24 protein-coding genes are annotated in these 26,448 nt (G+C 50.1%); 14 read left to right on the top strand and 10 right to left on the bottom strand.

The window, feature by feature from the left end; all coding sequences use genetic code 11:
• The 5 genes from B157_RS36440 to B157_RS0131895 form a co-directional block, all read right to left on the bottom strand.
• The coding region (locus B157_RS36440; protein ID WP_041952384.1) for a hypothetical protein at positions 1-208 on the bottom strand (208 nt) is incomplete at its 3' end.
• 205 nt (positions 209-413) lie between these two features.
• Complete coding sequence (locus B157_RS0131880; RefSeq protein WP_169521821.1) at positions 414-1,532, bottom strand: carboxypeptidase-like regulatory domain-containing protein; 1,119 nt, start codon at positions 1,530-1,532, stop codon at positions 414-416.
• Between the two features lie 299 nt (positions 1,533-1,831).
• Positions 1,832-2,665 (bottom strand): ceramidase domain-containing protein, encoded by an 834-nt coding sequence (locus tag B157_RS0131885; RefSeq protein WP_020607359.1) that lies wholly within the window; start codon positions 2,663-2,665, stop codon positions 1,832-1,834.
• A gap of 145 nt (positions 2,666-2,810) precedes the next feature.
• Entirely contained in the window at positions 2,811-3,668 is an 858-nt protein-coding gene (ypfJ, locus tag B157_RS0131890; protein WP_020607360.1) for a KPN_02809 family neutral zinc metallopeptidase, read from the bottom strand.
• 151 nt (positions 3,669-3,819) lie between these two features.
• Positions 3,820-4,890, bottom strand: coding sequence for an NADH:flavin oxidoreductase/NADH oxidase (locus B157_RS0131895; protein WP_026309097.1), 1,071 nt, complete (start codon positions 4,888-4,890; stop codon positions 3,820-3,822).
• Between the two features lie 82 nt (positions 4,891-4,972).
• Between B157_RS0131895 and B157_RS0131900 the strand changes: the two genes are divergently transcribed.
• The 8 genes from B157_RS0131900 to B157_RS0131935 all read left to right on the top strand — a co-directional run bounded on the left by B157_RS0131900 (position 4,973) and on the right by B157_RS0131935 (position 12,589).
• On the top strand, positions 4,973-5,230 hold the full coding sequence (locus B157_RS0131900) for a DUF6582 domain-containing protein (protein ID WP_026309098.1): 258 nt from the start codon (positions 4,973-4,975) through the stop codon (positions 5,228-5,230).
• A 268-nt stretch (positions 5,231-5,498) separates the two neighbouring features.
• Positions 5,499-6,104 carry a TetR/AcrR family transcriptional regulator gene (locus B157_RS0131905; RefSeq protein WP_020607363.1) on the top strand — a complete coding sequence of 202 codons (606 nt, stop codon included), beginning with the start codon at positions 5,499-5,501 and terminating at the stop codon, positions 6,102-6,104.
• A 51-nt stretch (positions 6,105-6,155) separates the two neighbouring features.
• A complete protein-coding gene (locus B157_RS0131910) occupies positions 6,156-7,415 on the top strand; it encodes a TolC family protein (RefSeq protein ID WP_020607364.1) in 1,260 nt (419 codons plus the stop codon).
• 5 nt (positions 7,416-7,420) lie between these two features.
• On the top strand, positions 7,421-8,362 hold the full coding sequence (locus tag B157_RS0131915; protein WP_020607365.1) for an HlyD family secretion protein: 942 nt from the start codon (positions 7,421-7,423) through the stop codon (positions 8,360-8,362).
• 124 nt (positions 8,363-8,486) lie between these two features.
• Positions 8,487-9,392, top strand: a complete 906-nt coding sequence (locus B157_RS0131920; protein ID WP_020607366.1) for an ABC transporter ATP-binding protein — start codon at positions 8,487-8,489, stop codon at positions 9,390-9,392.
• Between the two features lie 57 nt (positions 9,393-9,449).
• On the top strand, positions 9,450-10,181 hold the full coding sequence (locus B157_RS0131925; protein ID WP_084761897.1) for an ABC transporter ATP-binding protein: 732 nt from the start codon (positions 9,450-9,452) through the stop codon (positions 10,179-10,181).
• Positions 10,182-10,283: 102 nt separating this feature from the next.
• Positions 10,284-11,393 (top strand): ABC transporter permease, encoded by a 1,110-nt coding sequence (locus B157_RS0131930; protein ID WP_026309099.1) that lies wholly within the window; start codon positions 10,284-10,286, stop codon positions 11,391-11,393.
• Between the two features lie 80 nt (positions 11,394-11,473).
• Positions 11,474-12,589, top strand: a complete 1,116-nt coding sequence (locus B157_RS0131935; RefSeq protein WP_020607369.1) for an ABC transporter permease — start codon at positions 11,474-11,476, stop codon at positions 12,587-12,589.
• A gap of 127 nt (positions 12,590-12,716) precedes the next feature.
• Here B157_RS0131935 and B157_RS0131940 read toward each other — a convergent pair whose 3' ends face one another.
• Complete coding sequence (locus tag B157_RS0131940; protein ID WP_026309100.1) at positions 12,717-13,748, bottom strand: SDR family NAD(P)-dependent oxidoreductase; 1,032 nt, start codon at positions 13,746-13,748, stop codon at positions 12,717-12,719.
• A gap of 156 nt (positions 13,749-13,904) precedes the next feature.
• Between B157_RS0131940 and B157_RS36445 the strand changes: the two genes are divergently transcribed.
• Positions 13,905-14,420 carry a cupin domain-containing protein gene (locus B157_RS36445; protein WP_020607371.1) on the top strand — a complete coding sequence of 172 codons (516 nt, stop codon included), beginning with the start codon at positions 13,905-13,907 and terminating at the stop codon, positions 14,418-14,420.
• Positions 14,421-14,593: 173 nt separating this feature from the next.
• Here the strand turns inward: B157_RS36445 and B157_RS0131950 are convergent, their stop codons facing one another.
• From B157_RS0131950 to B157_RS0131965, 3 genes are all read right to left on the bottom strand, one after another.
• Positions 14,594-15,046: a type II toxin-antitoxin system VapC family toxin gene (locus B157_RS0131950; RefSeq protein ID WP_020607372.1), complete on the bottom strand. Its 453-nt coding sequence runs from the start codon at positions 15,044-15,046 to the stop codon at positions 14,594-14,596.
• A gap of 623 nt (positions 15,047-15,669) precedes the next feature.
• On the bottom strand, positions 15,670-17,595 hold the full coding sequence (locus B157_RS0131960) for a glycoside hydrolase family 97 protein (RefSeq protein WP_020607374.1): 1,926 nt from the start codon (positions 17,593-17,595) through the stop codon (positions 15,670-15,672).
• A gap of 199 nt (positions 17,596-17,794) precedes the next feature.
• The gene (locus tag B157_RS0131965; RefSeq protein ID WP_020607375.1) at positions 17,795-19,036 is read right to left on the bottom strand and encodes a WG repeat-containing protein; all 1,242 of its coding nucleotides are present in this window, start codon (positions 19,034-19,036) and stop codon (positions 17,795-17,797) included.
• A 749-nt stretch (positions 19,037-19,785) separates the two neighbouring features.
• Between B157_RS0131965 and B157_RS0131975 the strand changes: the two genes are divergently transcribed.
• From B157_RS0131975 to B157_RS0131990, 4 genes are all read left to right on the top strand, one after another.
• Positions 19,786-20,439, top strand: coding sequence for an HAD family hydrolase (locus B157_RS0131975; protein WP_169521823.1), 654 nt, complete (start codon positions 19,786-19,788; stop codon positions 20,437-20,439).
• Positions 20,436-21,623 (top strand): acetate/propionate family kinase, encoded by a 1,188-nt coding sequence (locus tag B157_RS0131980; protein ID WP_020607378.1) that lies wholly within the window; start codon positions 20,436-20,438, stop codon positions 21,621-21,623. Before B157_RS0131975 ends, B157_RS0131980 begins: the two co-directional genes overlap by 4 nt.
• A 101-nt stretch (positions 21,624-21,724) precedes the next feature.
• A complete protein-coding gene (locus B157_RS0131985) occupies positions 21,725-24,130 on the top strand; it encodes a phosphoketolase family protein (protein ID WP_020607379.1) in 2,406 nt (801 codons plus the stop codon).
• 4 nt (positions 24,131-24,134) lie between these two features.
• A complete protein-coding gene (locus B157_RS0131990) occupies positions 24,135-25,154 on the top strand; it encodes a class I fructose-bisphosphate aldolase (protein WP_020607380.1) in 1,020 nt (339 codons plus the stop codon).
• A 335-nt stretch (positions 25,155-25,489) separates the two neighbouring features.
• Here the strand turns inward: B157_RS0131990 and B157_RS0131995 are convergent, their stop codons facing one another.
• The gene (locus B157_RS0131995; RefSeq protein ID WP_020607381.1) at positions 25,490-26,179 is read right to left on the bottom strand and encodes a hypothetical protein; all 690 of its coding nucleotides are present in this window, start codon (positions 26,177-26,179) and stop codon (positions 25,490-25,492) included.
• A gap of 80 nt (positions 26,180-26,259) precedes the next feature.
• On the opposite strand from B157_RS0131995, the gene B157_RS0132000 reads away from it, so the two are divergent.
• Positions 26,260-26,448: hypothetical protein (locus tag B157_RS0132000; protein ID WP_026309102.1), on the top strand; the 189-nt coding region annotated here is incomplete at its 3' end.

Raw genomic sequence — 26,448 nt, forward strand, 5'->3', positions numbered from 1 at the left:
GTAGCAACTGGGGTTGCTTCTGGAGCCATCCTTGGATTTGTTGGCGGGCAAAAGCGATTTCTTTCATGAAGCGGGGATAGTCTTTTTGAGCGATAGGAATGAAGATAGTGGCGAAGTTTATTTTATCTTTGGAAGCTGCCATGCTACTGGAGGTGTTTGGGTGCAACCACATCAACAGCAGTAATGGCAGCTTTTGTTTAGCGATCATTGCAAACTGTTACAATTAGATAAAACCAATCGTACTACAGCCGCAGAAATCCGGTACCAGGAACCCTTGACTTATCTAAAATACAACGAAGCAGATGATCTGTAATTTGTACGTTTTCCAGACAGGTTTTATAACTCACAATATGTTATGAAAATATTCTTAGAAAGTGGTTTATCATTCATAGAACTTTACCCTTGAGATAGTACTATTTCGATACTGTAGTCTGCTCTTCAGGGTTATAATCAAAAGGTAGATCGTCCGCTATTAACTCCCAAGCCCAATACCCTTCACTGCGTATACTGTGAGGATTCCAGAATTGGCCGTTCGCTTCAACGGTTGCACTCGGCTCCAACATACGGATTAGTGAGGTTTGGAAAACAATATCAAAATCATACTTAGCCGAACGGCGAGCGCGTTGAAATTCGTAAGGTTCTTTTTCTTTGGTGTAAGTCACCTGCACAAAATCTGGAAATGCAATGACCGGATGAAGTACAGTTGAATGAACCGTATCAAGCAGGATTTTATAGGGTGCCATGGGTAAAGGAACCACTTTTTTAGGATTGATTAAAGACTGAGCTAGTACAGTGGTATCCCCTGGCAAAGCCACCAGCTTTATTTCTCCCCGCCTGTTTCGGCGCTCAATTACCTTCTGTATAACAAAACCTTCCTGCACCAACTGATGACGATATAAAGCACGTCCAAAGTGCATAGTTGACCCTAGATATGCTTTACGACGGTTTTCATTCCAGCGTTGAGTTTCTACGGAATCTTTAGCTATGAGAGGTTCAAAAACAGGGTCGCCCTCATAAGAAACAAGGTAAGAGGCATAGGTATAGGTGAAGTACTCTAACTGAAACTTTATTCGATATCCTAAGGCTTTGTTCTCGATCAACAGGGGTTCTTGTGCTGTAACCGTAAGTGTTTCGGCGGTTTGATCAAATGACAGCACCTGTGGATTAAGTAGTCGACACTGGTTTGCATTCTGGCTCATACCAATGAAATTATCGGTAAACTGAGCTAACTGCTTGGTCCAGTCTGGCCCCCGTCGGCGACGGGCTTTGATAGTAATTGCATCCAGCTGATTATCGAGCGGTTTAAGCAAAAAGCGGTAAGTTTTTTGCTCTTGAGTCTGGATAGTTGTTTTCAGGGTAGTAAAGCCGATGTAAGAGACAATTAAGTCGAACTTTCCCAAGGGAACGTTGAGCAAGGTAAATGCGCCAGTTTGATCGGTGGTTGTCCCCTTTGTTGTACCGGAAAGAAAAACGTTGGCGAATGGTAAAGGCTCTTGATTCTTTCCACCAAAGATTTGTCCGTGAATTGTCAATTGTGCCCAACCGGTCCCAGCTAACAGCAAGGTAAGCCCTAGGACCCAAGCTATCCTACAGGGCCATCTTTTGATAAAGTGAGACTGTAAATTCAACTTCGTTTTTGTTCTATAATCTAACGTTACGTTAACAAACGACACAGCTATTTCTCGGAAAAAGCGCAACTGAATTCTTTTTGTGCGCCATCATCTGACTTGTGCCGAAAAGCGCCAAACCAGTGAAATCTAACCAGAATGATGGATTTTACGACATCCCCAGCCGTACAAACGACGAAGGCACCTCAGGTAGCGTCGGCTCATTAAAACCGCCTTGTTGTGCCACCGAAGCGAAAGAACGCATAACTGCAAAAACTGCTCAATGCTGTCAGGAAATGCCAGACAGCGTGTCCCTGAATAAACGAATAAGGGTCACAATTGACCTTCTGCACGTCCAGCGTCCGTATTTTTATGGCGGCTACGATCAATACCAGACTTAGGACAATCAGGAGCAAAGACCGTTCTTTTCTGAATTGACCATAGTTTATGACCATCAGCACGTTCAGGAATAGAATCAACGCCGGTACCAGCAGGGCGCTGGATACCAGCAGTGCCAGCCAGTAAAACAGCCCGATAACCATTACCAGGCATACCACCCAACCAATTTTATGCACGTCCATGAGTCTGATTTTGTACAGAACATGGTAGAGCGCAATGCCCGCCAGCGAGACCATAATACCGTACGTTCCATTCATGTCGACACGCTGCCCGGCGTACGTCAGGGATGCGTGAAAGAACGCACTGCCAAAACTCAGGTACACAAAGCTGACACCCATCAGGGCCGAAAGCAACGGGAATTTCTCCAGCCTGTTCTGCCCGATTTTATCCTGGTTCTGGTAATCATACCACGCGATTCGTACAATCAGGACGCCCCAGAAGAAGTAAGCCAGATTGGAGTAGGTGTTCATTGGTTGGTGGAAGAACCGGGTCACCCGGTTGAACTCGCAGTACTCAACCGTCAGGGCTGACTTACTTACCTGCATACCTGCCCAGGCAGTTCCGTCAATGACCGTATCCAGACCAATCCAAACCAATAGCATGGCCAGCGTATAACCGGTCGCCTGGAAGAGTATTTTGTAAAAACCCGGTACAGTCATACGGTAGTGCGTTAGGTAAGTTGGCAGAAAAAAGCCCGGCAGGACAGGCGACTACTCTAGTTGGTAACTGAATGCGACCTACCCAAAACATAAAAACGGAGCCTTTTCAGCTCCGTTTATTATTCCTATATCCTAAACCCGATTACTACAGATTAGAGTCTTCGCGGCTGTTGAAGGTATCTCCCTGGCTAAGATCACCAGTTCGGAGCCCCTTCTTGAACCAATACACCCGCTGGGCTGAAGTGCCGTGCGTAAACGCATCGGGAACGACCCGCCCCTGCGTTTCCTCCTGAATTTTATCGTCACCAATGGCATTAGCCGCCGTCAGGGCCGACTCAACGTCGCTGTCATTGAGGGCCATACTCTGCCCCTGCGCATGGTGCGCCCAAACGCCGGCAAAAAAGTCGGCCTGGAGTTCCAGCCGAACCGATACGCGGTTGTAGTCCCGCTGGCTCAATTGCTGGCGTAGCTGGTCAGTTTTATCCATAATTCCCAGTTGCTTCTGCACGTGGTGACCAATTTCGTGGGCTACAACGTACGCCATGGCAAAATCGCCGGGGGCATTGAAGCGCCGGGCCAGTTCATCATAAAACGATAGGTCGATATACACTTTCTGATCGAGGGGGCAGTAAAAAGGCCCCATTGCCTGCTGGGCGGTACCACAACCCGATGAGGTAACACCCCGAAACATGACCAACGTTGGTTTGCGGTACTGCGAACCCTGCTCGGCAAATAGTTTGGTCCAGACATCTTCCGTGCTGGCCAGCACCCGGCTCGTAAAAATAGCCGCATCATCATCGGCTTGTGGGCCTGTCGGGGCCTGTTGCGACGTTGCCTGGTCTGGTGCCGTCTGATTCAGAATTTCCGACGGGTCGCCCCCTAATAGCATTACGATGATAGCTACCACTACCGTACCAATGCCACCGCCAACCAGCAGCCCGCCCCCACCGCTTCCCCGGCGGTCTTCTACATTATCGCTTTGACGACCTCCTAACCAACGCATAGTAGTTATCGATTAATAGATGAAATGATTTTCTTCCGGCAGTTCATTTAACCCGATGGCTAACACCGACTGAGAGAGTAAATAATAAGAACACCAGTACTTACTCGCTCCGTCAGGAAAATGTTTAAAATCCGACGGCCTGGTCATTTATTCATCGGGGCCGGGCGCGTTCGTACTGAACCGGCCAGGCCGTGGCAGCACCGGTTGCCTGGGCAGCATGAAGCGGGAAGTAGGGGTCGCGCAGAAACTCCCTGGCCAGCAAAACGAGGTCGGCCTGCCCGCTGGTCAAAATAGCATTTGCCTGTTCGGGCGAGGTAATCAATCCTACGGCAGCAGTCATAATCCCCGTTTCTTTTTTGATGCGTTCGGCGAAAGGCACCTGATAGCCCGGCTTCAGCGGAATTTTAGCCGTTGCCACGTTGCCGCCCGATGAGCAGTCTACTACATCAACGCCCTTATCTTTCAGAAGACCAGCCAGCGCCACAGAATCGTCAATCGTCCAGCCACCCTCCGTCCAGTCAGTAGCCGATATACGGACAAAAAGCGGCAGTTCCGATGGCCATACGGTTTGCACCTGCCCGACAACGTCCAGCAGCAGCCGGACACGATTAGCGAAGGAACCGCCATAGTCGTCCGTACGCTGATTACTCAGGGGCGACAGAAACTCGTGCAGTAAATAGCCATGCGCGGCATGGATTTCGACAACCTGGAAACCCGCCGTCAGAGCACGCTGTGCCGCCATTTGGAAATCGGTAAGCACTTTTTCAATTCCTTCGGCGGTTAAAGCTATTGGTTCCGGGCCAGTTCCCTGAAACGAGAGGGCACTCGGCCCTACCGTCTGCCAGCCCCGGTCATCCGTTGGCAAAATCAGATTGCCACCCTCCCAGGGTCGGCGGTGGCTGGCTTTGCGACCGGCGTGCGCCAGTTGAATACCCGGCACGGAACCATTTTGCCGGATAAACCGCGTAATTCGCTGCAGGCCCTCAATGTGTTCGTCTTTCCAGATGCCCAGGTCTTCGGGGGTAATGCGTCCTTCGGCCGAAACCGCCGTAGCTTCGGTAAAAATCAAGCCTGCTCCTCCTACTGCCCGACTCCCCAGATGCACCAGGTGCCAGTCGGTAGAGAAACCATCTTCGCTGGAATATTGGCACATAGGCGAAACAACAATACGATTTTTAAGCGTAATAGTACGAATGGATAACGGGGAAAATAGTGATGACATACGGGTAGTTCAAGGTTGTACGGTTAGTGAACATTCGATTGGTGTCTATAGTTACTTACATCCAGCCAAACACTCAACGATCATGGCAAACGACCCTAAAATAGACCGGCGCGATGATGTTAATCCGACCTCAGGTGAACACAAATACGGCGACGTTGACTACGCGGACCGCACCAACAAAAAGTACCCCATTGATACGCCCGAGCACGTCAGGGCTGCATGGAGTTACATCAACCACAAAGACAATGCAGCCAAGTACGACGCCGACGAGGTAAAGGTCATCAAAGACCGGATCAAAAAAGCCGCTAAAGAACACGACGTAACCATCCAGGATGACTAGCTGGTGGGCCCTAGTGGATGTGTTGTACCCCCACCGAACAACCTTCTTTCAAACGATACGATTCCAGTCGGCAAACCCTGTCCGGGTAATGGCTGGACTCGTGTCGTCTGTTGGCAGGTTGTTCAGGTTCTACGGGATCGTTTAGAAAGCCTTAAATGATCCTGTAGAGGAATCAGCAACAAATTATTCACTTGATTTTACTAAATAAAAAACTAAACACTTGTTTAGTTACTGACTCTTTTATTATATTTGCATCACGGAGAACACTATGGTAGTACAGGATACTGAGTCGAAAATAAGAGAAGTGGCCCGACGGGTGTTTCTGGAGAATGGTTACGAAGGAGCCAAAATCCGTCAGATTGCTGACGAAGCTGGCGTTAATCTGGCCATGGTCAACTACTACTTTCGCAGTAAAGAGCAGTTATTCAAGAGTATATACCTCGAAACGTTTCGGGAGTTTATTGGTCGGATTGCCGTACTGGTTAACGAAGAAACGCCACTGGAAGTGAAAATCTGGAAGATCGTTGACCGGTATACCGACTTTATCCTCGAAAACCCGTCGGTGCCTATGTTTATCCTGGCCGAACAGCGGCAGGAAGGGAGCCGTTTTTTTGAGGAAATGAACGTAAAAGCACTAATTGAGGGGTCCTATTTCCGTCGGCAGTTGGTTGAAGAGGCCGAAAAAGGCCATATTCGCTCCGTTGAACCGTTGCAGATTATTGTTACTATTATGAGTAATATCATCTTTCCGATCATGGCACGCCCCGTTATTTCGTATGTTGGGTCGCTTGACAATAACGGCTTTCAGCAGTTTATAGAAGCCCGTAAGCAAATGGTGCCCGAAATGATTATGGCCTGGTTACGACTACCCTAATTTTTTTGTCCGTATATTAAACAACTGTTTAGAACGTCAGTTTAAATTTATATGAAAACGTACATACTCGGCTTCTTCTGGCTTGGCTGGCTACCGGCACTGGCCCAGCCCCCGATTACGCTGGAGCAGTGTTACGCAGCTGCCCGCGCCCACTATCTGCAAAGCAAACAAAAGGCGATTTTGCAGCAAACGGGCGACCTCGCCGTGGCCAGCCTGAACAAAACCCGCCAGTTGCCCCAGCTGGCGATAAACGGTCAGGCGACGTGGCAATCAGAAGTGACGAATATTCCCATCGAACTCCCTAACATTTCCATTCCTCAAATCAGCAAAGACCAGTATAAACTGACCCTCGATGCGTCGTACCCTATTTACGATGGCAATCTGACCCGCCTGCAAACCGACCTGCAACGGGCCAGCACCGCCACCGCCCAGCAACAGGTCGAGGTAGAACTCCGCCGACTCAACGACCAGGTAAACGGCTTTTTCCTCAACGCCCTGCTCACCGACGAGAACATTCGCCTGACCCAGATTTTACTGGCCGACCTTCAGAACCGTATTGACAAGCTCAGCGCCAGTGTTACGTTCGGGACGGTAGCACAAACCAGTGTAGATATCCTGCGGGCGGAATATTTGCGGTCGCGGCAGCGTATGGCCGATTTAACTGCCACCCGACGGGGACTACGCGATGCGCTCCACCTGCTCACCGACCTGCCCATTGGCGATAGTACCCGGCTGGTGGTCGAAACCCCGCCCGACCCTGGTAGCCTGCCGCTCAACCGCCCTGAATTACAGCTTTATACCCTCCAGCGGCAGGTCTACGACACGCAGTTCCGGCTGGCCGATAACAAGGTAAAGCCCCGGCTGAGTCTGTTCGGACAAGGCGGTGTCGGCCGACCGGGGCTGAATCTGCTGAACAATACCTTTCGGGGATTTTTCATCGGTGGGGTGCGGCTCAACTGGAACCTGTCGGCCGGGTATACGCTTAAAAACGACCGTCAGGTAATTGCCCTCAACCAGCAACTGGTAGATGTACAACGGCAGACGTTTGAGCAAAACATGACGGTGCAACTTCGGCAGCAGCAAACCGAAATTGACCGGATTCAGGCGCAACTCAGCACCGATGCCGAAATTGTGGCCTTACGAACGAAGGTACGACAGGCCGCTACCGTGCAACTCGACAATGGTGTGATTGCCGCCCGCGACTACACCACCGAACTTATCAATGAAAACCAGGCGCTGCTCAATCAGAAACTGCACGCCCTCCAACTGCTGCTTGCCCAAATCCAGTACCGCACACTAACCGGCAATTAACGAACATGAAACCTGCCTGCATACCCTTACTTTTCTGTCTCGTCGTGGTTGCTTCTGCCTGTCAGAATAACGACGATACCGCCGATGCCTACGGCAATTTTGAGGCTGTCGAAACTACAGTCTCCGCCGAAGCGACGGGTACCCTACAGCAGTTTACCGTTCAGGAAGGCGAATCGCTGAAAGCCGGGCAAACCGTTGGTCAAATCGACACGGAGCAACTCAAACTCCGCAAAGCGCAGCTTTTAGCCAGCAAAAAGGCCGTACAAAGCCGAACCCCCAATGTAGCGGCACAACTGTCGGCCTTCGACAATCAGGTTGCGGTGCAGCAACAGCAGTTAAAAACGCTGGAACGCGAGAAACAGCGCACCCGGAATCTGATTGCTGCCGGGGCTGCGCCAACAAAGCAACTCGACGATATTCAGGCGCAAATGGACGGTATAAACCGACAGATCGCGCTGATTCGCCAGCAACGGGTAGCTCAGGCATCAGCCCTGAATACCCAACGCAGCGGTACGTCGGCCGAAGCAGCACCGCTGGCCGAACAAGTGAAGCAGATTGACGATCAGATTGCCAAATCGGCCGTCATAAACCCCGTTGGGGGCACCGTCACGGTAAAATACGCCGAGCCGGGCGAGGTAGTCAGTTATGGAAAACCTCTCTACAACGTAGCCGCCTTAGACAACATCATCCTACGCGCCTATGTGGCAGGCGATCAGTTAACGAACGTCAAAACGGGGCAGCGGGTAACGGTTTTTGTCGATGCCCCCGATGATAAACTCAAGCCTTACGAAGGCACCGTCACCTGGGTTTCGAGCAAGGCCGAGTTTACGCCCAAAATTATCCAGACCAAAGATGAACGGGTCAATCTGGTGTACGCCATGAAAATCAGCGTCAAAAACGATGGTACCCTCAAGATTGGGATGCCGGGTGAGGTAAGGTTTAAATAGCCATTTACCTTCGGTGTCATTCATTATTATTACGCTGCGGGGTCATTCGTTGTGACTGGCATCATCTAATGACTACCAATGACGCCGAAGCCAAATGACAGGTCAGGCAGTGAATAACAACCCTATGGACGCAATCATCATCGACCACCTATCGAAAGCCTTTGGCGATACCCGCGCGGTACAGGACGTTTCGCTGACCGTCAGGGAGGGCGAACTTTTCGGGCTGATTGGGCCGGACGGTGCGGGCAAAACCACGCTCTTCAAAATGCTGGTTACGCTGTTGCTGCCCGATGCAGGTAGGGCTACCGTGGCCGGACGCGATGTAGTGCGGGACTTCCGGGCTCTGCGAACGATGGTGGGGTATATGCCGGGCCGATTTTCACTCTACCCCGATCTGAGTGTCGAAGAAAACCTGTCGTTTTTCGCCACCGTCTTTGGTACTACTATCGAGGTTAACTACGACCTAATCCGGGAGATTTACGTACAGCTGGAGCCGTTCAAAAAACGGCGGGCGGGGGCATTGTCGGGTGGAATGAAGCAGAAACTCGCGCTGTGCTGCGCCCTGATTCACAAGCCGGCAGTACTGTTTCTGGATGAGCCAACCACGGGCGTCGATGCCGTGTCGCGCAGGGAATTCTGGGAGATGCTGCAAACCCTCAAAAAACGCGGGTTAACGATTCTGGTATCGACACCCTACATGGACGAAGCGGGTCAGTGCGACCGGATAGCGCTGATGCAGAACGGCCGGATTCTGGCAATAGATACCCCCGAAGGTGTTGAGCATCTGTTCAGGAAACCACTGTTTGCGGTGAAAGCCAGCGATACGTACCAACTGATTCAGGATTTGCGAAAAGCGCCATTCACCGTCACTTGCTACGCCTTTGGTGAATTCCTGCATCTGACAACGAAGGAGGGCGTTTCGGCGGCTTCAATCCAGCAATATCTAATTGAAAAACAGCACAGTAACGTAGTCATAAAACCCATTGAAGCCGGTATTGAAGATTCATTCATGGCCTTAATGGAACAATGATCGCTGGAATTTTTGATCCTGAAAACCGAATCGATCAGCGTTCCCAAAAATGTAGCAATGAAAGCCGTTGTAACCAATAAACTGACCAAGAAATTCGGCGACTTCGTAGCCACGAACGAAATCACGTTCGACGTAGCACAGGGCGAGATTTTCGGCTTTCTGGGGGCCAACGGCGCCGGGAAAACCACGGCCATGCGGATGCTGTGTGGTTTATTGAAACCCACATCGGGTGAGGCCACCGTAGCCGGGTTCGATGTCTATAAACAGTCGGAGCAGATCAAGCAGGTGATTGGCTACATGAGCCAGAAATTTTCGCTCTACGATGATCTGACCGTGCGTGAAAACATCCGGTTTTACGGCGGCATCTACGGCCTCAACCGCACCAACCTGAAGGCCAAATCGGATGCCATCATTCAGCAACTTGGCTTAGGCAGTGTGGCCGATAAACTGACGGTATCACTGCCGCTGGGCTGGAAACAGCGACTGGCCTTTTCGGTAGCCCTGATTCACGACCCGAAAGTGGTATTTCTGGACGAACCGACGGGCGGGGTCGACCCCATTACCCGGAGGCAGTTCTGGGATATGATTTACGAAGCGGCCCACCGGGGCACAACCATTTTTGTGACCACGCACTACATGGATGAGGCCGAATACTGCAACCGGGTGTCGATCATGGTCGATGGCCGAATCAAAGCACTGGACACACCGGGTGCGCTGAAACAGCAGTTTGGTACTGATTCGATGGACGGCGTTTTCCAGATTCTGGCACGGGGTACGTCGACGAAATAGTCATAAGCCTATGGCGTCGTTAAAAACCATTAATGACAGTGTAACGAATGACGAAGCGTAGCCAATGACGCCGTAGACAAATGACCATCAATGACCTCGATTATGAACCGCTTTTTCGCTTTCGTAAAAAAAGAATTCTTCCACATCCTGCGCGACCGGCGGACGTTGCTGATTTTGTTCGGGATGCCGCTGGCGATGGTATTACTGTTCGGCTTTGCACTGACCAACGAGATAAAGAACGCCAAAGTCGCCGTGCTGGATTTCGACCACGGGCAACACAGTCGACAACTTACCGACCGGCTGCTGTCGTCGGGCTACTTCCAGCTAACCCGCAACCTGACAGCTTATCGCGATGTAGAAGCCACGTTTCGGCAGGGACACGTGAAGCTGGTGGTGATTTTTCCGGTCGGTTTCACTCACGACTACGCCCACGGTGGCAAGGCGCAGGTGCAGCTACTGACCGATGCGTCGGAGCAGAACACGGCTATCACGCTGACTAACTACGCCACCAACATCATTCAGGGGTATCAGGCGGACCAGAATCCATCCGATGCCAGACCATCCATGCAGATCGAGGTACAGTCGCAGATGGTGTTCAACCCGGAGTTGAAGGGCGCATTTGTGTTCGTGCCGGGCGTAATGTCCCTGGTACTCCTGCTGGTGTCGGCGCTCATGACGTCCATAACGATTGCCCGCGAGAAAGAAACCGGCACTATGGAAGTGCTAATGGTATCGCCATTAAGTCAGCTACAGATTCTGTTCGGCAAGGTGCTACCTTACCTGCTGCTGTCGTTCATCAACGGTTGCATTATCATTGCACTGGGCGTGTTTTTGCTGGGTATTCCGCTCAACGGCAGCCTGCTGTTACTGCTCAGTGAAACGCTGCTGTTCATCTTTCTGTCGCTGTCCCTGGGCCTGCTGGTCTCGACACTGGCCGATACGCAGTTGGTGGCCATGTTCATTTCGATGCTGGTGCTGTTGTTGCCCACTATTTTTCTGTCGGGCTTTCTGTTTCCCATTGACAGTATGCCCCGGTTTTTGCAGATCGTGTCGACCATCATTCCGGCCAGGTACTTCATCGATATCGTGAAAGGCATTATGATTAAAGGGGTTGGCCTGGCAGACCTATGGCGACCGACACTGGTCCTTTTTTTGATGGCCACGGTGCTGATGGCCGCAAGTTTAAAGAATTTAAAACCGAGACTAAATTAATGGTGAAAGAGCGAAAGAGTGCATTGGCTGACGCTTTCAGTACTACTCATTCACTCTTTGGCTCTTTCACTCTTTCACCTATGAGACGGATAAAATTCATGATTGAAAAGGAATTCCGGCAGCTTTTTCGCAATGCGGTGCTGCTCAGGATGATGCTGGCGGCTCCGGTCATGCAATTGATCCTGCTGTCGTACGCGGCTAATTTCGAGGTCAAAAACCTCAACATTGTCGTGGTTGATCAGGACCATACCCCCTACGCACGGCGTCTGGTGAGCAAGTTTCGCTACATCGATAATTTCCATTTCCTGGGCTACGCGCCCGCCTACAAACCCGCCTACCATGAACTGCTGACGGGCCACGCCGACCTGATTCTGCTTATCTCACCCCACTTCGAGCGCGATCTGGGCAAGGCAAACCACTCGTCGGTACAGTTGCTGGTCAGTGCCATCGATGGCACAAAGGCGGGCATCGCGTCGGGTTACGCGCAAAGCATCATCCGCGATTTCAACACTGACATCCGATCCGAAACGGTAGGGCTGGAACCGGCCGGTGGTGCCCGGCTGGACATCGAAAACCAGTACTGGTACAATCCGCGTCTGGAGTACAAAACATTTATGGTACCGGGAATTCTATTCGAGTTGCTGCTACTGATTGGCGGGATGATTGCCGCTCTCAACATCGTGCGCGAGAAAGAAATCGGCACCCAGGAGCAGCTCAACGTCACACCCATCAAAAAGCACGAGTTCATTCTGGGCAAGCTCACGCCCTTCGTGCTCATCGGCCTGGTACAGTTCACGCTGGGGATGCTGGTAGCGGCTTTCTTTTTCCGTATTCCCATCCAGGGCAGCATCCCCTTGCTTTACGGATTTGCTTTCCTGTTTCTGCTGCTCTGCGTGGGCCTCGGCCTGTTAATTTCGGCTATTTCCGAAACCCAGCAGCAGGCCATGTTTGCGGTATTCTTCTGCCTTGTGCTCTTCATACTGCTCAGCGGCCTGTTCTCCTCCACAGACGACATGCCACAGTGGGCGCAGTATATCAACCTGTTCAATCCACTCCGGTACATCATTGAAGTAGGGCGGAATGTAATCCTCAAAGGCAGTACCTTCCGCGACATGCAAACCCAGTTTTATGCCCTGCTGGCGATGTCCGTAGCCCTGATTGGGCTGGCCTCATGGCGCTATCGAAAAACCGTTTAACAATTCTTTTTCATAAACCAGTAAAACGTTAGTCCTAGAAAACACCCCAAAAACCAATGCTATTTACGACTGTTCGAATCGGGTGGTGGGCTATTTACTCAGGGTTGAAACTTGTGCCCATTACCACTCAATTGAGGTTTTCGTTGTTGCGTTCGGCGGCCTTATCGGTCAGCGTGGTCAGTACGGACTCCGACAGGGCCGATTCGCGGTCTTTTCCCATACGTCTCGCTTCGCCAATACCGCCCGGCGCGGGGAGCATACGCGCTACGATGGACACCACTTCGGCCAGCAGGTTTGGGGCAACTCCCTGAATAGCAACCCCAACCTTCGCAGGTAACGAAAGCAACCGCTCGACCTGCCCATGACGACAGGCCTCCACAACCTGCCGGGCCGCATTCTCCGAACTCATTGTGAGCAACGGAATCGAATCACTGATTTTGAAAGCGGCATATTCTTTCTCGTTCTGCCCTTTGAAAAGCGCGTTGCGCGGACTACCCGTGCGCATCAGGCCGGGGCAGATGGTAGTGACGTAAATACCATCGTTCAGCAGTTCGGCGCGTAGTCCTTCCGAATAGCCCACCAGCGCAAATTTACTGGTCGAGTACGTCGACAGGTGGGGAATGGCAACTTTGCCACCAATGGACGCAATGTTGACTATACGCCCCTGCTTTCGCAAACGCATCTTGGGCAGTACCGCATTAACCATATGAAAAGCAGCCCAGAAATTTGTTTCCATCGACTCCCGGAAATCAGCTTCCGTCGCGTTTTCGTAGGGCGTTACCAGAATAATCCCCGCATTGTTGATGAGCACGTCAATTGGTCCGAACGCTTTCTGAACATTGGTAATGAACTGGTCAATCTGCGATTTATCGGTCAGCTCGCAGGGTTGAGTGTACACGGATACGCCGTAGGCCTGCAACTCATGTCGGGCGCGGTCCAGTTCGTCGGCATCGCGGGCACACAGGGCCAGATTAGCCCCCTCCTGCGCCAGCAACCGGGCTATCTCCAGGCCCAGGCCCCGCGATCCACCCGTAATAACGACCGTCTTTCCCCTAAAATCGATAGCGCGTTTTTTAGCCAGACCCGATTTGAGCGCCACCCAGGCCCCCACCCCCGCCATTGTCCACAAAACAGCTTTCTTTTGCCACGATATGTGCATACCAATTGCCTTTATGATGAACCAGAATAACCGTCATTCAGCCGAAAGGTTATTAATTGATACGATGACGCTTTTGTCAATACCTGCCTGTTTTTAACCGACTGGCAGTAACTGATTACGAGCCCTGCCTTATAGCACCACACTATACTGGCTATCATGCTTTTCCGTTTCGCCCTCGTCGTTCTCTTCTATCTGAATCTGACCGCGCACCAGTTATCAGCCCAGGCTGTCGAGTCCCGAACGTATGTATGGGCCGATACACCTGTCGTCAGGAAAGAGACTTCAGAACAGCGGGTACTGCTGGAAGGAAGCACGCGTGATTTTAGCCACCTAAAGGTTCACGCCACCACGGTTATGCCTCATCAGGCTCCGCATCCGGCGCATAAACACGACGATGAGGAACTCATCATTATTAAGGAAGGCAAACTCACCGTAACCATAGCGGGTAAAACAAAAACGCTGGGCGCGGGCAGTATCGCCCTCATGGCACCGGGCGACGAACATGGCTTTGCGAATAAAGAAGATACGCCCGTTACCTATTATGTAATGCGATACCAGTCCAAGGAACCGACCAATCCGGAACGGGGACAAAAAGCGGGTGGCTCTTTCTGGGTCGACTGGAACGACGTGCCTTTTCAGCCGCATGATAAGGGAGGTTTTCCTGGACGCTAGCTAGGTAGGAGGGAGGGGTCTGAAAACAGACTTTTGGCGTTCAATAAACCCGTTCAGTTTAATCGTTCAGTTGTTTGGATGAGGCTGAGGTTTTTCTGAACGTTTTTATAAAGGGGACTATGCATCGGCTACTGTAGAATAAGCTTTGTGTTAAAAGTTTCCTAAAGCTTTTCTTAACTGCGTCTTGTACTTTGGAGTAATAGCTGATAATTTTCAGGCTTATAGAGTTGAATACCTTGCATCCGCTCAAAATGCTTGGGATTCAGCGTAAAAACGGGTACATCAAAGACTAATGCCGTCGCAATCGTATAGGCATCACCAACGCCAGTGTCAGGCCAGCGACGGGCCACATTCAAAGCTTGCTCACTCACCCCATCACTATTGAGAACGATAAGATTTTCCAACCGTTTTCGATGCCGATCATACTCCGCTCGGCTTATGGGTATAGCCAGACCCCGTTGGATGAGTAGCCAATGTTGTAATTCAATAAATACAGCCGTGCTAATAATTTCCTGATAAGTTTCAGTAGCCTTTAGATAAGCGTCTAAAAACGGTGCTTTCGCTAAAAAAACACGGCTCAACAACCCTGTGTCGCAAAGTAGGGCAGGTTTTGTTACGGTAATCAAAGAATACTAGTCGGTTCAATGTGCTGATGTTTGCCCAGCTCATGAGCTATGGCTAGACTTGGGTCCTCTTTGGCAAGTTGACCAGATAGAATAATCCCTTCAATCACCTGACCGGATGCATTAAGTAGTTTGACCTTAAGCGGCTTTCTCCTTCTAGACTTTACGTTTGTGGTTGCCATAGCTCAATGAATGCTGTACAAAACTAACAAAAATAACCTCTATTTTGTCCAGATTGCCACAGACATCTAACCAAAAATGGTATGAAGACATTAGTTTGTCAACTGGTTTACCAGTCAAAAACAATATCTCTGAACGATCTGTGACTTCTAAGCCTGAAAACGATCACGAAAAGATTACATTTCCTGAACGCTTACTATGAAAAGTGCAAATTATTGAAAAGCTTTAGATCAGCTTTCTTCTAATTTGATTAACGGTAAAATACTAGTTGAAAATAGAATTCGGCCTCTTAAAACGCCCCAAGCGTCACGATTTGCCTCAGAGTCGCGTACGACTTGTAGGCCTGGTCACTTAAGTAGCAGATACATAAACAATTCCTCGTTTCACTTAGAATCGTTTTTTGAGATAATTACACAGTAAAGGCTAATTGCCTAACTCGACCAGTCTTACTCGTTGACGAACTGAATGATAAAGCCTCCTTTGGGAGCAACCGTGTACCACCAAGTGGAGGTGACTGGATACGTTTCCGTTTTAAACGTCATTAATGGATTCTCGCCTTCCGTAATGACCCTAACTTTAGAAAATTCCCTGGCATATCTGGCCAGATTTAGTTGGACATGGGATGATTTATTGGTGCCATTTATACCGATAATGTAGGAAAGGCGGCCCTTCTGACGTGCGAGTATGATTTGCTCACCCGGTTCAGCCACAATACTTTCCGTTTTATCCCAGCTGGCAGGCATGTCTTTCAACAAAGCTCGAACCGACACCGGTAGTGAATCAAAAACCTCTTTTGAATCCGCAAAATGAATAATGCCCGACGTATAGATCATCGCCGTAGCGAGCTCATGGACCGCCGTGTTCAACCGGGGATATTTTCGCATGGTTAGGGCAAACGGGGTGTAGTCGGTTGGGCCGACCACATTTCTGGTGAAGGGCAGTACCGTATTCTGCTCGGCGGCCTTAGCCGGAAATCTAGGTTCATAAAAATAACTTTCCGTTCCTAAAACAGCCTCTGCAGTCATGAAATTGGGCCAGGTTCGGTGCCAGCCTCTTGGAACGGTAGTTCCGTGAAGGTTAACCAGCAAATGTTCTTCGGCGGCATCCGCAAAAAGTGACTGAAAGCAGGCCATTACCTCCTGCCGGTCGGAGCACCAAAAGTCTATTTTAACTCCTTTGACGCCCATTGCCGCCAATTCCTTGAATCGCTTCCTTCTTTTTTCCGGGTTAAAATACGCGGCCGAATAGCCCCATACCATTGGTTTGACCCCCTGGGATGTAGCCCTGGCAATGATACCTCCCGCTGAGTCGGCTTTCTCCCAGCCAGCATCAAACAGCGTGTAGCTGAAGCCCAACGAAGCGGCAAGATTCGTGAATTCGTTATAGATTTCCGGTGACTGATCATCGGGATGTGACCACCAGGACCAGGAGGCTTTTCCCGGTTCGATCCAGGATGTATCCTCAAGTTTAGAGGCAGGAGCCAAATCCGTAACCAGGCTTGACAGCAGGATGTCCCCAGCCTGTTCACCAATGATGATCACCCGCCAGGGCATCGTCCAGGGAAGAGTGGATGCCGGATGATTGTTATCGTCCAGAGGCAGGGTATATTTTTCGTCTTTTTCCGCAAAGGCAATCGTATACATTCCTCCCCTGGAATCGGGTTGCAAATGACAGCCTGGAAACGAACCATCCGTTCCGGACTCCGCCAGTAAAACCCAATTTTTAGTATCATTTACCTTAAATAAGGCAGGCATACACCACCCCACAGAGGGGTTACGGGGATGGCTGATTGAGTCACCTGACTTTATTTTGAGGTAAAAATCTTCATAGCCCGGGGTATATTTTCCCGCTTTATTATAAGGCTGCAACCAACCCTGCGCCCCTTTTTCAATCTGAAAGCCGGTGATCTCCTCGTTGATCACCCGTATTCTTTTGTTCTGATCGGGAAACCGGTAGCGGAAAGCAACACCCTCCTCTCCGGCAACCAAATCAATACTAAGGAGCGCGCCCGTGCGGTTTTTGACTGTTATACTTTTCGTTTTAAAAACGTGATCGATCGTTTTGACGTTGCCGACCTTCAAGTCGTATTTCTCCCTTCTGGCTTCAACGGGTGAAATGGCGACGATGGATAGTCCAGCCGTGAAATTCTGGTCGTCACCGTTCAGGCCCAGCGGAGAATCGGCAATAATGGTCTTATTTCCGCGGGTTACCTGGTAGTGCAATTCTCCCTTCTTGTCCAAACGCAAGGTAATTTTATTTGATCCAACCGTCGAACTGACGTCCATGGATTGGCTTGCTGCGTCAACGCCACTGAAAAGAAAAATTGCTCCGGCTAAAACGGGGAGGAGGTTAACAATCAGTACATTTCTCATGCTACAGACTGGGGTTTTTAGGGCCACTGGCGTCCCATGGAAAAGCATCGCTTGTCAGGAAAGTTACTTACTCCTATTGAGAATGGGTTGGGACATAAAAAAAGAATTGTCTCCTTCATGGTCGCCGAACAAACCGGATTGACATTTACTACTGCCCATTTTTGGACCGAACCTTTGTATAGAGATCCCATCTTAATGGTCAATGGCCTTGACTTCGATGGGCCTTATCAGACCCGGGCCAGAACCTGCTTTTTACTTGGTAGAACAAGCTGCTAAGCCAGATAAAGACCAGCATGCCAGCGATGATCAACAGCGCATTGAGCTTAAAGGAAAACCCGATGAAATGCTCCCTGCCATCCCGCGAGAGTTCGAACCGGAGCCAGGAACGCTCAACTATGGTCGTCGCATGGTCAAACGGTAACGCTTCGTCGTAGATGGTTTGAATGATGAAACGGCCGGTCGTATCAATGTAGCCGTATTTGTCATCGATACGAACCATCGAGAGGCCGTGCTTATAATAGGAGGCAAAATCGTATGTCAACGGCGTGCGCACGTTACCGGACTTGTCGATATGGCCGAACTTGCCGTTGATGGCCACGGCTGACCTGTTTTCGGCCGTAAAGCCGGTAGCTTCGTCGTATTGATGCGGAATGCGCAACGTGCCGGTTTTGTCGATACAGCCCCATTTACCGTTCTTTTTGACCCAAAAAAGGCCGTTGGTGGGCTTCCGGGTATCGGTGTAGTTGAAAGGTACCAGCAGTTCACCCGTTATCGGGCTAACGTAACCGTACTTGTCACCATATCGCACCCGTTCCATGCCCTGGCCCGAATAGGTGAAGTCGGCATCAACGTCATCGAGTGCCACCGGAACTTTCAGTGCTAAATCCTTGTCGATGATGCCAAATTTCCCCTGGTACTTAAAGGAAGAAATGGATTTGGATTGCAGGAGCTGCTGTTCGACGAAAGGGGTAAAATTAAAGTTGAGAATAAAGAATTCGCCATTTCTCCACCAAAGAACATCTTCCTTCGTATCGTGGTTGCACACAAAATCGATCTTCGAATCGCGAATCAGATAGTCTCTTGGATAGTACTGGATGGGTATTTTATAAAGCTCTTTTCCGGCCCTATCAATATAGGAAAGCCCGTAGTGCGTGCCGGACGGGTAAATGACCCAGGTTTTGCCCTTGCGGAACTGGTCGGTGGAGATATACTTAGGCTCGATGATGACCTTCCCCTGTTTATCGATAAATCCGTGCAGTCCATGCCCTTGCGGACTCCGTTTCATGGGGACAAACTCCGCCAGCCCTTCTTCGAAGTCACCAATGTCGCGGTAGGCGGGGGTTAGTTTGCGGCCGGATTTGTCAGTAAGGAAGGTCTCGTAGGAACGGCACGAAACCGTAATCTTTTTGACCACGTAAACGTCCGAATAAAATCGGGACAAGACAAGATGAAAATGAGGGGTGAAACACGGTTTTATGCCCTAGCTTCGGCCCGCATGGGCGGTCCCACCGCGGTGCGGTTCCCCGCCGGGACGTACCACTCCGAAGCCAACTGACTGTACTTAAAGAATCACTTAACTGAAAAGCCGCGCTAGCAGAAGCTGGACGCGGCTTTTTGATTCAATTTAGTATGTCGGCGAAATCACTACTTTTTTTAGCTCACTGTCTTGAGCTCCGAATACAAGCTGTTAAATTCTTTGACATAACAAGATGCGCTGCCAACGATTTTAGTCACTAAGGCAACCATCCAGTTTCGAGATAACTCATGTTGCTACGAGAACCATAGGAGACTTCTATGCAAATGGAGAATCCATCGTATTCTCTCCAAATTAATGGAGTTCTCACTAACAAGTTGAAAAAAATTAATGAAGTGAACGCAAAGTGAAAAAAAATTCCCTGAATTACCAAGAGTTTTTAACTGAAAAATTTCTGGTATTTATTGAAAAACTAAAAAAGTAATTCATTAACAGTCAGTAACTTAACTTATGAAAATAGACTAAATCATCTTACCATTATTCTATTTGTTTTGTGGAGTTTATTCCATCACATGTCCGCGTGATAATGCTGGTCCTTCTGTTGCTACATGTTCATTGTGTGTATGGGCTGGCCCACGCCCCACCCTATTCTTTGGCAAGCTTAGTTAAAACGTTTGATTGTTGTTTTGCTAAGAGCTTTTTAACCCAAAATGAACATGCAGAACCAGTTAGGAGGAGAACAGTCTATTAAAACCTTATTTCTGGATATTGGTGGGGTACTACTCACGAACGGCTGGGATCAGAAGTCGCGTAAACTAGCTGCCAAGACATTTGGTCTGGATTTGATCGAGTTACAAGAACGGCATCATCTGACCTTTGATACGTACGAAGCAGGCAAACTCACAATGAACGAATACCTCAGTCGGGTCGTGTTTTACGAACCCCGCCCGTTCACTATGAGTACCTTTCGGGAGTTCATGTTCGCGCAGTCAAGACCTTACCCCGACATGATCGCGTTGATCAGGCAGTTAAAAGAGACTTACCGGTTAAAAATAGCGGTGGTGAGCAACGAGGGCCGCGAACTGAATGCCCACCGTATTCAAATGTTCTGCCTAAACGAATTCGTGGATTTCTTTATCTCGTCATCCTTCGTTCACTTACGCAAACTCGACGCCGACATTTTTCGGGTCGCCCTCGACATTGCGCAGGTTCCCGTTGGTCAGGTACTCTACATTGACGATCGGCCTATGTTCGTCAGCGTGGCCGATAGTCTGGGTATTAGAGGTATTTGTCATGTAGATTATCCGTCTACCAGGGCTAAACTGGGAGCGCTCGGGTTACCATTAGTCGTAGAACCCCGAAACTCATGATCACACCAACTAAGCAGATCTTAACCGTTAACGGCGGTTCGTCAAGCATTAAGTTTGCGGTTTTTAAGGAGGGTGACTTTTCGAGCCGGAGCCTTTACGGGCACATTAACCGCATTGGTTTGCCAGGAACAACGTTAACATTTACCGACCCCGGTATTCATCAGTCGTCCAGTATTCCGGTCAATGCTATCAGCGGTTCATCAGTCGTGGATTTCTTAATCGATTGGCTGGAAAAACAACCCATTTTTGACCGGATAAGGGCAGTTGGGCATCGGATCGTACAGGGTATGGAGCATCAGGGGCCAGCATACATTACGCAGGAACTGGTGAATGAACTACACCGTATTTGTGCCTATGATCCCGATCACCTGCCTAGCGAAATGAAGTTGATTGAAACGTTTCAAAAGCGCCATCCGCACCTGCTTCAAGTTGCCTGCTTCGATACTGCGTTTCACCGCACAATGCCCCGCGTTGCTCAACTCTTGCCTATTCCCCGACGGTTCGATGCGAAAGGAATACGGCGCTACGGGTTTCACGGTTTATCGTATGCGTATTTGCTCGGAGAACTCGGCCGAGTAGCAGGACTGGAAGCTGCTCGGAACCGGCTTATTTTGGCGCATCTGGGTAGTGGGGCAAGTTTGTCGGCCGTTCGGGATGGCAGAAGTATAGACACGAGTATGGGCTTTACACCCACCGGCGGTTTGCCGATGGGCACCCGACCCGGCGACCTTGATCCGGGTGTGGCCTGGTATCTGATGCAATCGGAGTCGTTGACGCCCCAACAATTCAACCACCTCATCAATCATGAATCCGGTTTGCTCGGTGTATCGGAAACGAGTTCGGATATGAACGATCTGCTAAAACAGCAATCCGGTGATAGCCGGGCGGCTGAGGCCGTCGAACTATTCTGCTATCAAACCCGCAAATGGGTCGGAGCGTTTACAGCCGCCCTCGGTGGATTGGATACGCTGGTTTTTTCGGGGGGAATTGGTGAAAATGCCCCGGAAGTCCGAACCCGCATTTGCAACGGATTGAACTTCTTAGGTATTGATCTGGACCAACAGCGCAACGCAGCCAATTCACCGGTGATTTCGACCGATGAAAGCCGGGTCGCTGTCCGTGTTATCCCAACCAACGAAGAAGTGATGATAGCCCAACTGGTGAGCCAGCTCTTAAAGGATTAACGGAGCTATGCCAGTTGATGCAATAATTCATAACGACAATACCACGCAGCTCTTCTTTACACACTGCCTAACACCAGTTTTTCAACCCAGCTAACTCAACTATGGAAACCAATATTAATCGACAATCAAACATGGAAAGCCAGGGGGATATGCCCTTATCTTCGGAGCTATGTCAGCGGATGAATGCCTATTGGCGGGCCGCCAACTATTTATCCGTTGGCCAGATCTATCTACAGGACAATCCGTTGCTGCGAAAACCCCTTGAACTGGCTCACGTCAAGCATATGCAACTGGGGCACTGGGGTACTACGCCGGGGCAGAACTTCATTTATGTACACCTGAACCGGGTCATTAAGAAGTACGACCTCAACATGATGTACATTGCCGGACCCGGTCATGGTGGCCCGGCGGTGGTAGCCAATACCTACCTGGAGGGGACGTACAGCGAAGTTTACCCGGCTGTTAGCCCCGATGAAGCCGGATTGAAGAAGTTGTTCAAACAGTTCTCGTTTCCGGGGGGTATTTCTAGCCATGCCTCCCCACAGACGCCCGGTTCGATTCACGAAGGGGGCGAGTTGGGTTACTCACTCAGTCATGCATTCGGGGCGGTCTTCGATAATCCGGGATTGATCGCAGCCTGCGTTATTGGTGATGGAGAAGCCGAAACCGGCCCACTGGCGACGGCCTGGCACGCCAATAAGTTTCTCAATCCAATTTCCGATGGGGCGGTATTGCCTATCCTACACCTGAACGGCTATAAAATTTCGAATCCGACCGTGTTCGCGCGCATCAGTCCTGAAGAATTAGACCAGTTGCTACGCGGTTACGGCTGGACACCGTACTATGTGGTAGGCGACGAGCCGGAACAGATGCATCAGGTCATGGCCACCACACTGGACCAGGCGATCACACAAATCAATGAGATTCAGCGGAATGTTCGAAGTCAACATCAGTCGACACGGCCTCGGTGGCCGGTGATTGTATTAAAATCGCCTAAGGGCTGGACAGGGCCAAAGGTTATTGATGGACTACCCATCGAAGGCACCTTCCGGGCGCATCAAGTGCCGCTTTCGGTGTCGGCCAGCACACCCCCTGAGCATCTGGTGCAACTGGAAAGCTGGCTAAAAAGCTATAAACCTGACGAATTGTTCGATGAGCAGGGGCGACTGAGACCGGAACTGGCCGAATTAGCCCCGAAAGGTGACAGGCGGATGGGGACGAACCCTCAGGCCAATGGGGGCTTGTTGCTGAAGGATTTGCACATGCCTGACTTCGGCGAGTACGCCGTCAATGTACCGTCGCCGGGGGCCATCGAGGCCAGTGTCACCTATATAGCGGGGCAATTCTTGCGAGATGTTATCAAGTTAAATCAGGAGCCACGAAATTTCAGGGTCTTTGGCCCCGATGAAACCCTTTCGAATCGTCTGGAAGCCGTTTTTGAAACCACGAATCGACAATGGAATGCCGAAACTACTCTAAATGACGAGTTTCTGGCCCCCACCGGCAGTGTCATGGAAATACTCAGCGAACATCAGTGTGAGGGATGGCTGGAGGGATACCTGCTGACAGGCCGGCATGGTTTATTTAACAGCTATGAAGCGTTCGTCCACATTGTCGATTCGATGTTTAACCAACATGCCAAGTGGCTGAAAATGACGCTCGAAATCCCGTGGCGCCGACCACTTGCTTCCCTAAATTACCTGCTGACATCCACCGTCTGGCGGCAGGATCACAATGGATTTACGCATCAGGACCCCGGCTTTATGGATCACGTGATCAACAAGAAAGCCAGTATCGTCCGTGTGTATTTACCACCCGATGCGAACTGTTTGTTGTCGGTAATGGACCATTGCCTGCGCTCCCGGCATTACGTTAATGTGATGGTGGCAGGCAAGCACCCGGCCCCCCAGTGGTTGAACATGGAGGCTGCCATCAAGCATTGTACCGAAGGTATCAGCATCTGGACCTGGGCCAGTAATGACGATGGCATCGAACCCGATGCCGTTATGGCCTGCTGCGGCGATGTACCGACGCTTGAAACGCTGGCGGCCGTATCGATTCTGCGATCGCATTTGCCCGACCTGAAAATTCGGGTGATCAACATCGTTGACCTGTTGAAACTCGAACGCCATACCCAACATACCCATGGCCTGACTGACGCGGATTATGATGCTCTTTTCACCCAGGACAAGCCCGTTATTTTTGCGTTTCACGGTTACCCCTGGCTGATTCATCGGCTAACATACAACCGCGTTAACAATCCTAACCTGCACGTACATGGCTATCAGGAAGAGGGGACTATTACTACACCCTTCGATATGACGGTACTGAATAAGCTGGATCGCTTTCACCTGGTTATGGATCTACTGGACCGCCTGCCCCAACTGGGCAACATAGGCGCTTATGTAAAACAGTTGATGACGGATAAGCTTATCGAGCACAAGCTATATATCGACCAATATGGAGAAGACATGCCTGAAATTCGTAACTGGAAATGGAAAGTCTGATCGGATGAATATACCCGGATTAATCGAAACAGCCAAAGCCCTCGTTGCTGATAACAAGGGCTTACTGGCGATGGACGAAAGCACATCGACCGCTAACCGGCGATTCGCGGAATTGGGTATTCCCCAGACCGTAGAGACCCGGCGGGCATACAGGGAGTTATTGGTCACCACAGCCCAATTGAGCGAAAATATCAGCGGAGCCATTTTGTACGATGAAACGATACGTCAGAGTACGCTTACCGGTACTTCATTTGTCGATATTCTAATCCGGGCCGACATTATTCCAGGCATTAAAGTCGATCTGGGGGCTAAGGATCTGGCGGGTTTCCCGGCCGAAAAAATTACCGACGGACTGGACGGACTCCGTGAACGACTGGCCGAATATGCTCAGTTGGGTGCGCGTTTTGCCAAATGGCGGGCTGTATTTTCCATTGGCGAAGGCCTGCCAACGAGAGCCTGCATGGAGGCTAACGTTCATGCGCTGGCCCGCTATGCCGCCTTATGTCAGGAGGCTGGACTGGTACCCATTGTAGAGCCGGAAGTGCTGACGGATGGCACTCATACACTGGAGCGCTGTTTTGCTGTGACCGAAAGGGTCCTGGGTATGCTTTTTGCTCAGTTGTATACACAGGGCGTTCGGCTGGAAGGCATGTTGTTAAAGCCTAACATGGTACTGACTGGAAAAGATTGTCCCGAAAAGACCACTATAAATCAGGTGGCCGATGCGACCGTAACGTGTTTATTGAGAACGGTTCCGGCTGCAGTGGCGGGCATCGCATTTCTGTCGGGGGGGCAATCGTCCGAACTGGCGACCAGCCACCTGAATGCGATGAACAGTCGATTTAAGGAGCGATTACCCTGGGCGTTGACTTTTTCGTTCAGTAGGGCCATTCAGCAGCCCGTACTGGCTATATGGAACAATCAGGACGCGAATATAGAAGCCGCCCAACAGGCACTTGTTTATTGGGCGAGTTCTAATCGTGCCGCCCGTCAAGGGAACTATAATCCGGCAGCCGTTTTGTAGCATAGTGCTCAAGACAGGGTGCCTATCCGAACAGATAGGCGGGGTACTGAACCGCATTGCGTTGCCCGGTCGGCCGTCGTTGGCTTCTTTAGCAAACTTAAATAAAAAATTACCTAAAGAAGCTACCTGACCATAATCGGCTTTCTACTTTTGTTGACTTACTTGCCAACTCATACGCAACTTACCCCTCAGGGAGATTACTGCTTAGTAGCCCACTAAACCGACAAGAAAGCTGACTGTCCGATTTGCCAGCAATTCTGTAACCACAAGGCTTTTACTTTCGTGAACCTCCGGCTTTACCAATTAGCAACAACCGATGGACGCAGTTTCAATAATTATTCTACCTGGGTGTATTTTTTGATGAAGGATTTGACCTTTCCAAACTTGTTTCTGACGTTCTGTTCAGCTTCTTTGGTATCATTGACAGTCGCATTATCGAAATCATTCAGTGCCCGGCGAGCGTCGTTGATTACCGTTACGCCGTCTTTTTCTGTTTTCCGACCGAGGTGAGCCGTATTCCTCTCAATATTTTTTAGTACCTGACGCAGATGTGCATTCATCTTCGCCGTAAATACCGGTAGGGATTCAACCTTTTCGATCCGATCATGAGCAATTAGAAGTTCGCCAACACCGGTGGTAAACGCAACCATATCTGGAGTTACTTTTCCTGCTTTAACCAGCGGTATTAGGGCTTTAATTTTAGCCGCTTGCCCACTCAGTGTACTTAACGGTGCGACCCGACCAATTTGAGACTCTTCCACAAAAGCAGTAAGCCCGGAGGTTAGCTCGGCTTCTGCCTGCTTATTTTTACGGTTTCGAAGCGCGACCACAGTTCGTTCGAAGTAAACATCCGAGGTATTGTCTATAACTTCGGGTATCGCGACGTCTTCATACGTGGTATCAATGCTGAACAATTGGGCGGTAGGTTCATGCTGTTCAGGTTTTGACCGGTTGCAATCGCTTAAAATTAGCACTAATCCGGCGAGGATGACATCAGACTGATAATTGATGGATTTGCTTTTCATCAATGGTTCGTCAATTTTTAGGGATATGAAAAAGGCGTGTTAGTTTTGGGTATCTGACATCCAAACCAAACAACGCCTTTATGCAAGGACCAGCCCTACTGAGTACAATAGTAGCTAACCTGCCCGATTTGACCAAACCCCGTCGGCAATTTATACACCACATTCTGATGCTGTTTTTGAGTGTTCGTCACCGAATCAACTTTCTGCAATTGGCTCGCCACAGCGACCAGTATGCCGAAAATACCATGCGGTTGCAGTTTGAAACCTAC

The sequence above is a fragment of the Spirosoma spitsbergense DSM 19989 genome (genome assembly GCF_000374085.1).
Taxonomy (GTDB): domain Bacteria; phylum Bacteroidota; class Bacteroidia; order Cytophagales; family Spirosomataceae; genus Spirosoma; species Spirosoma spitsbergense.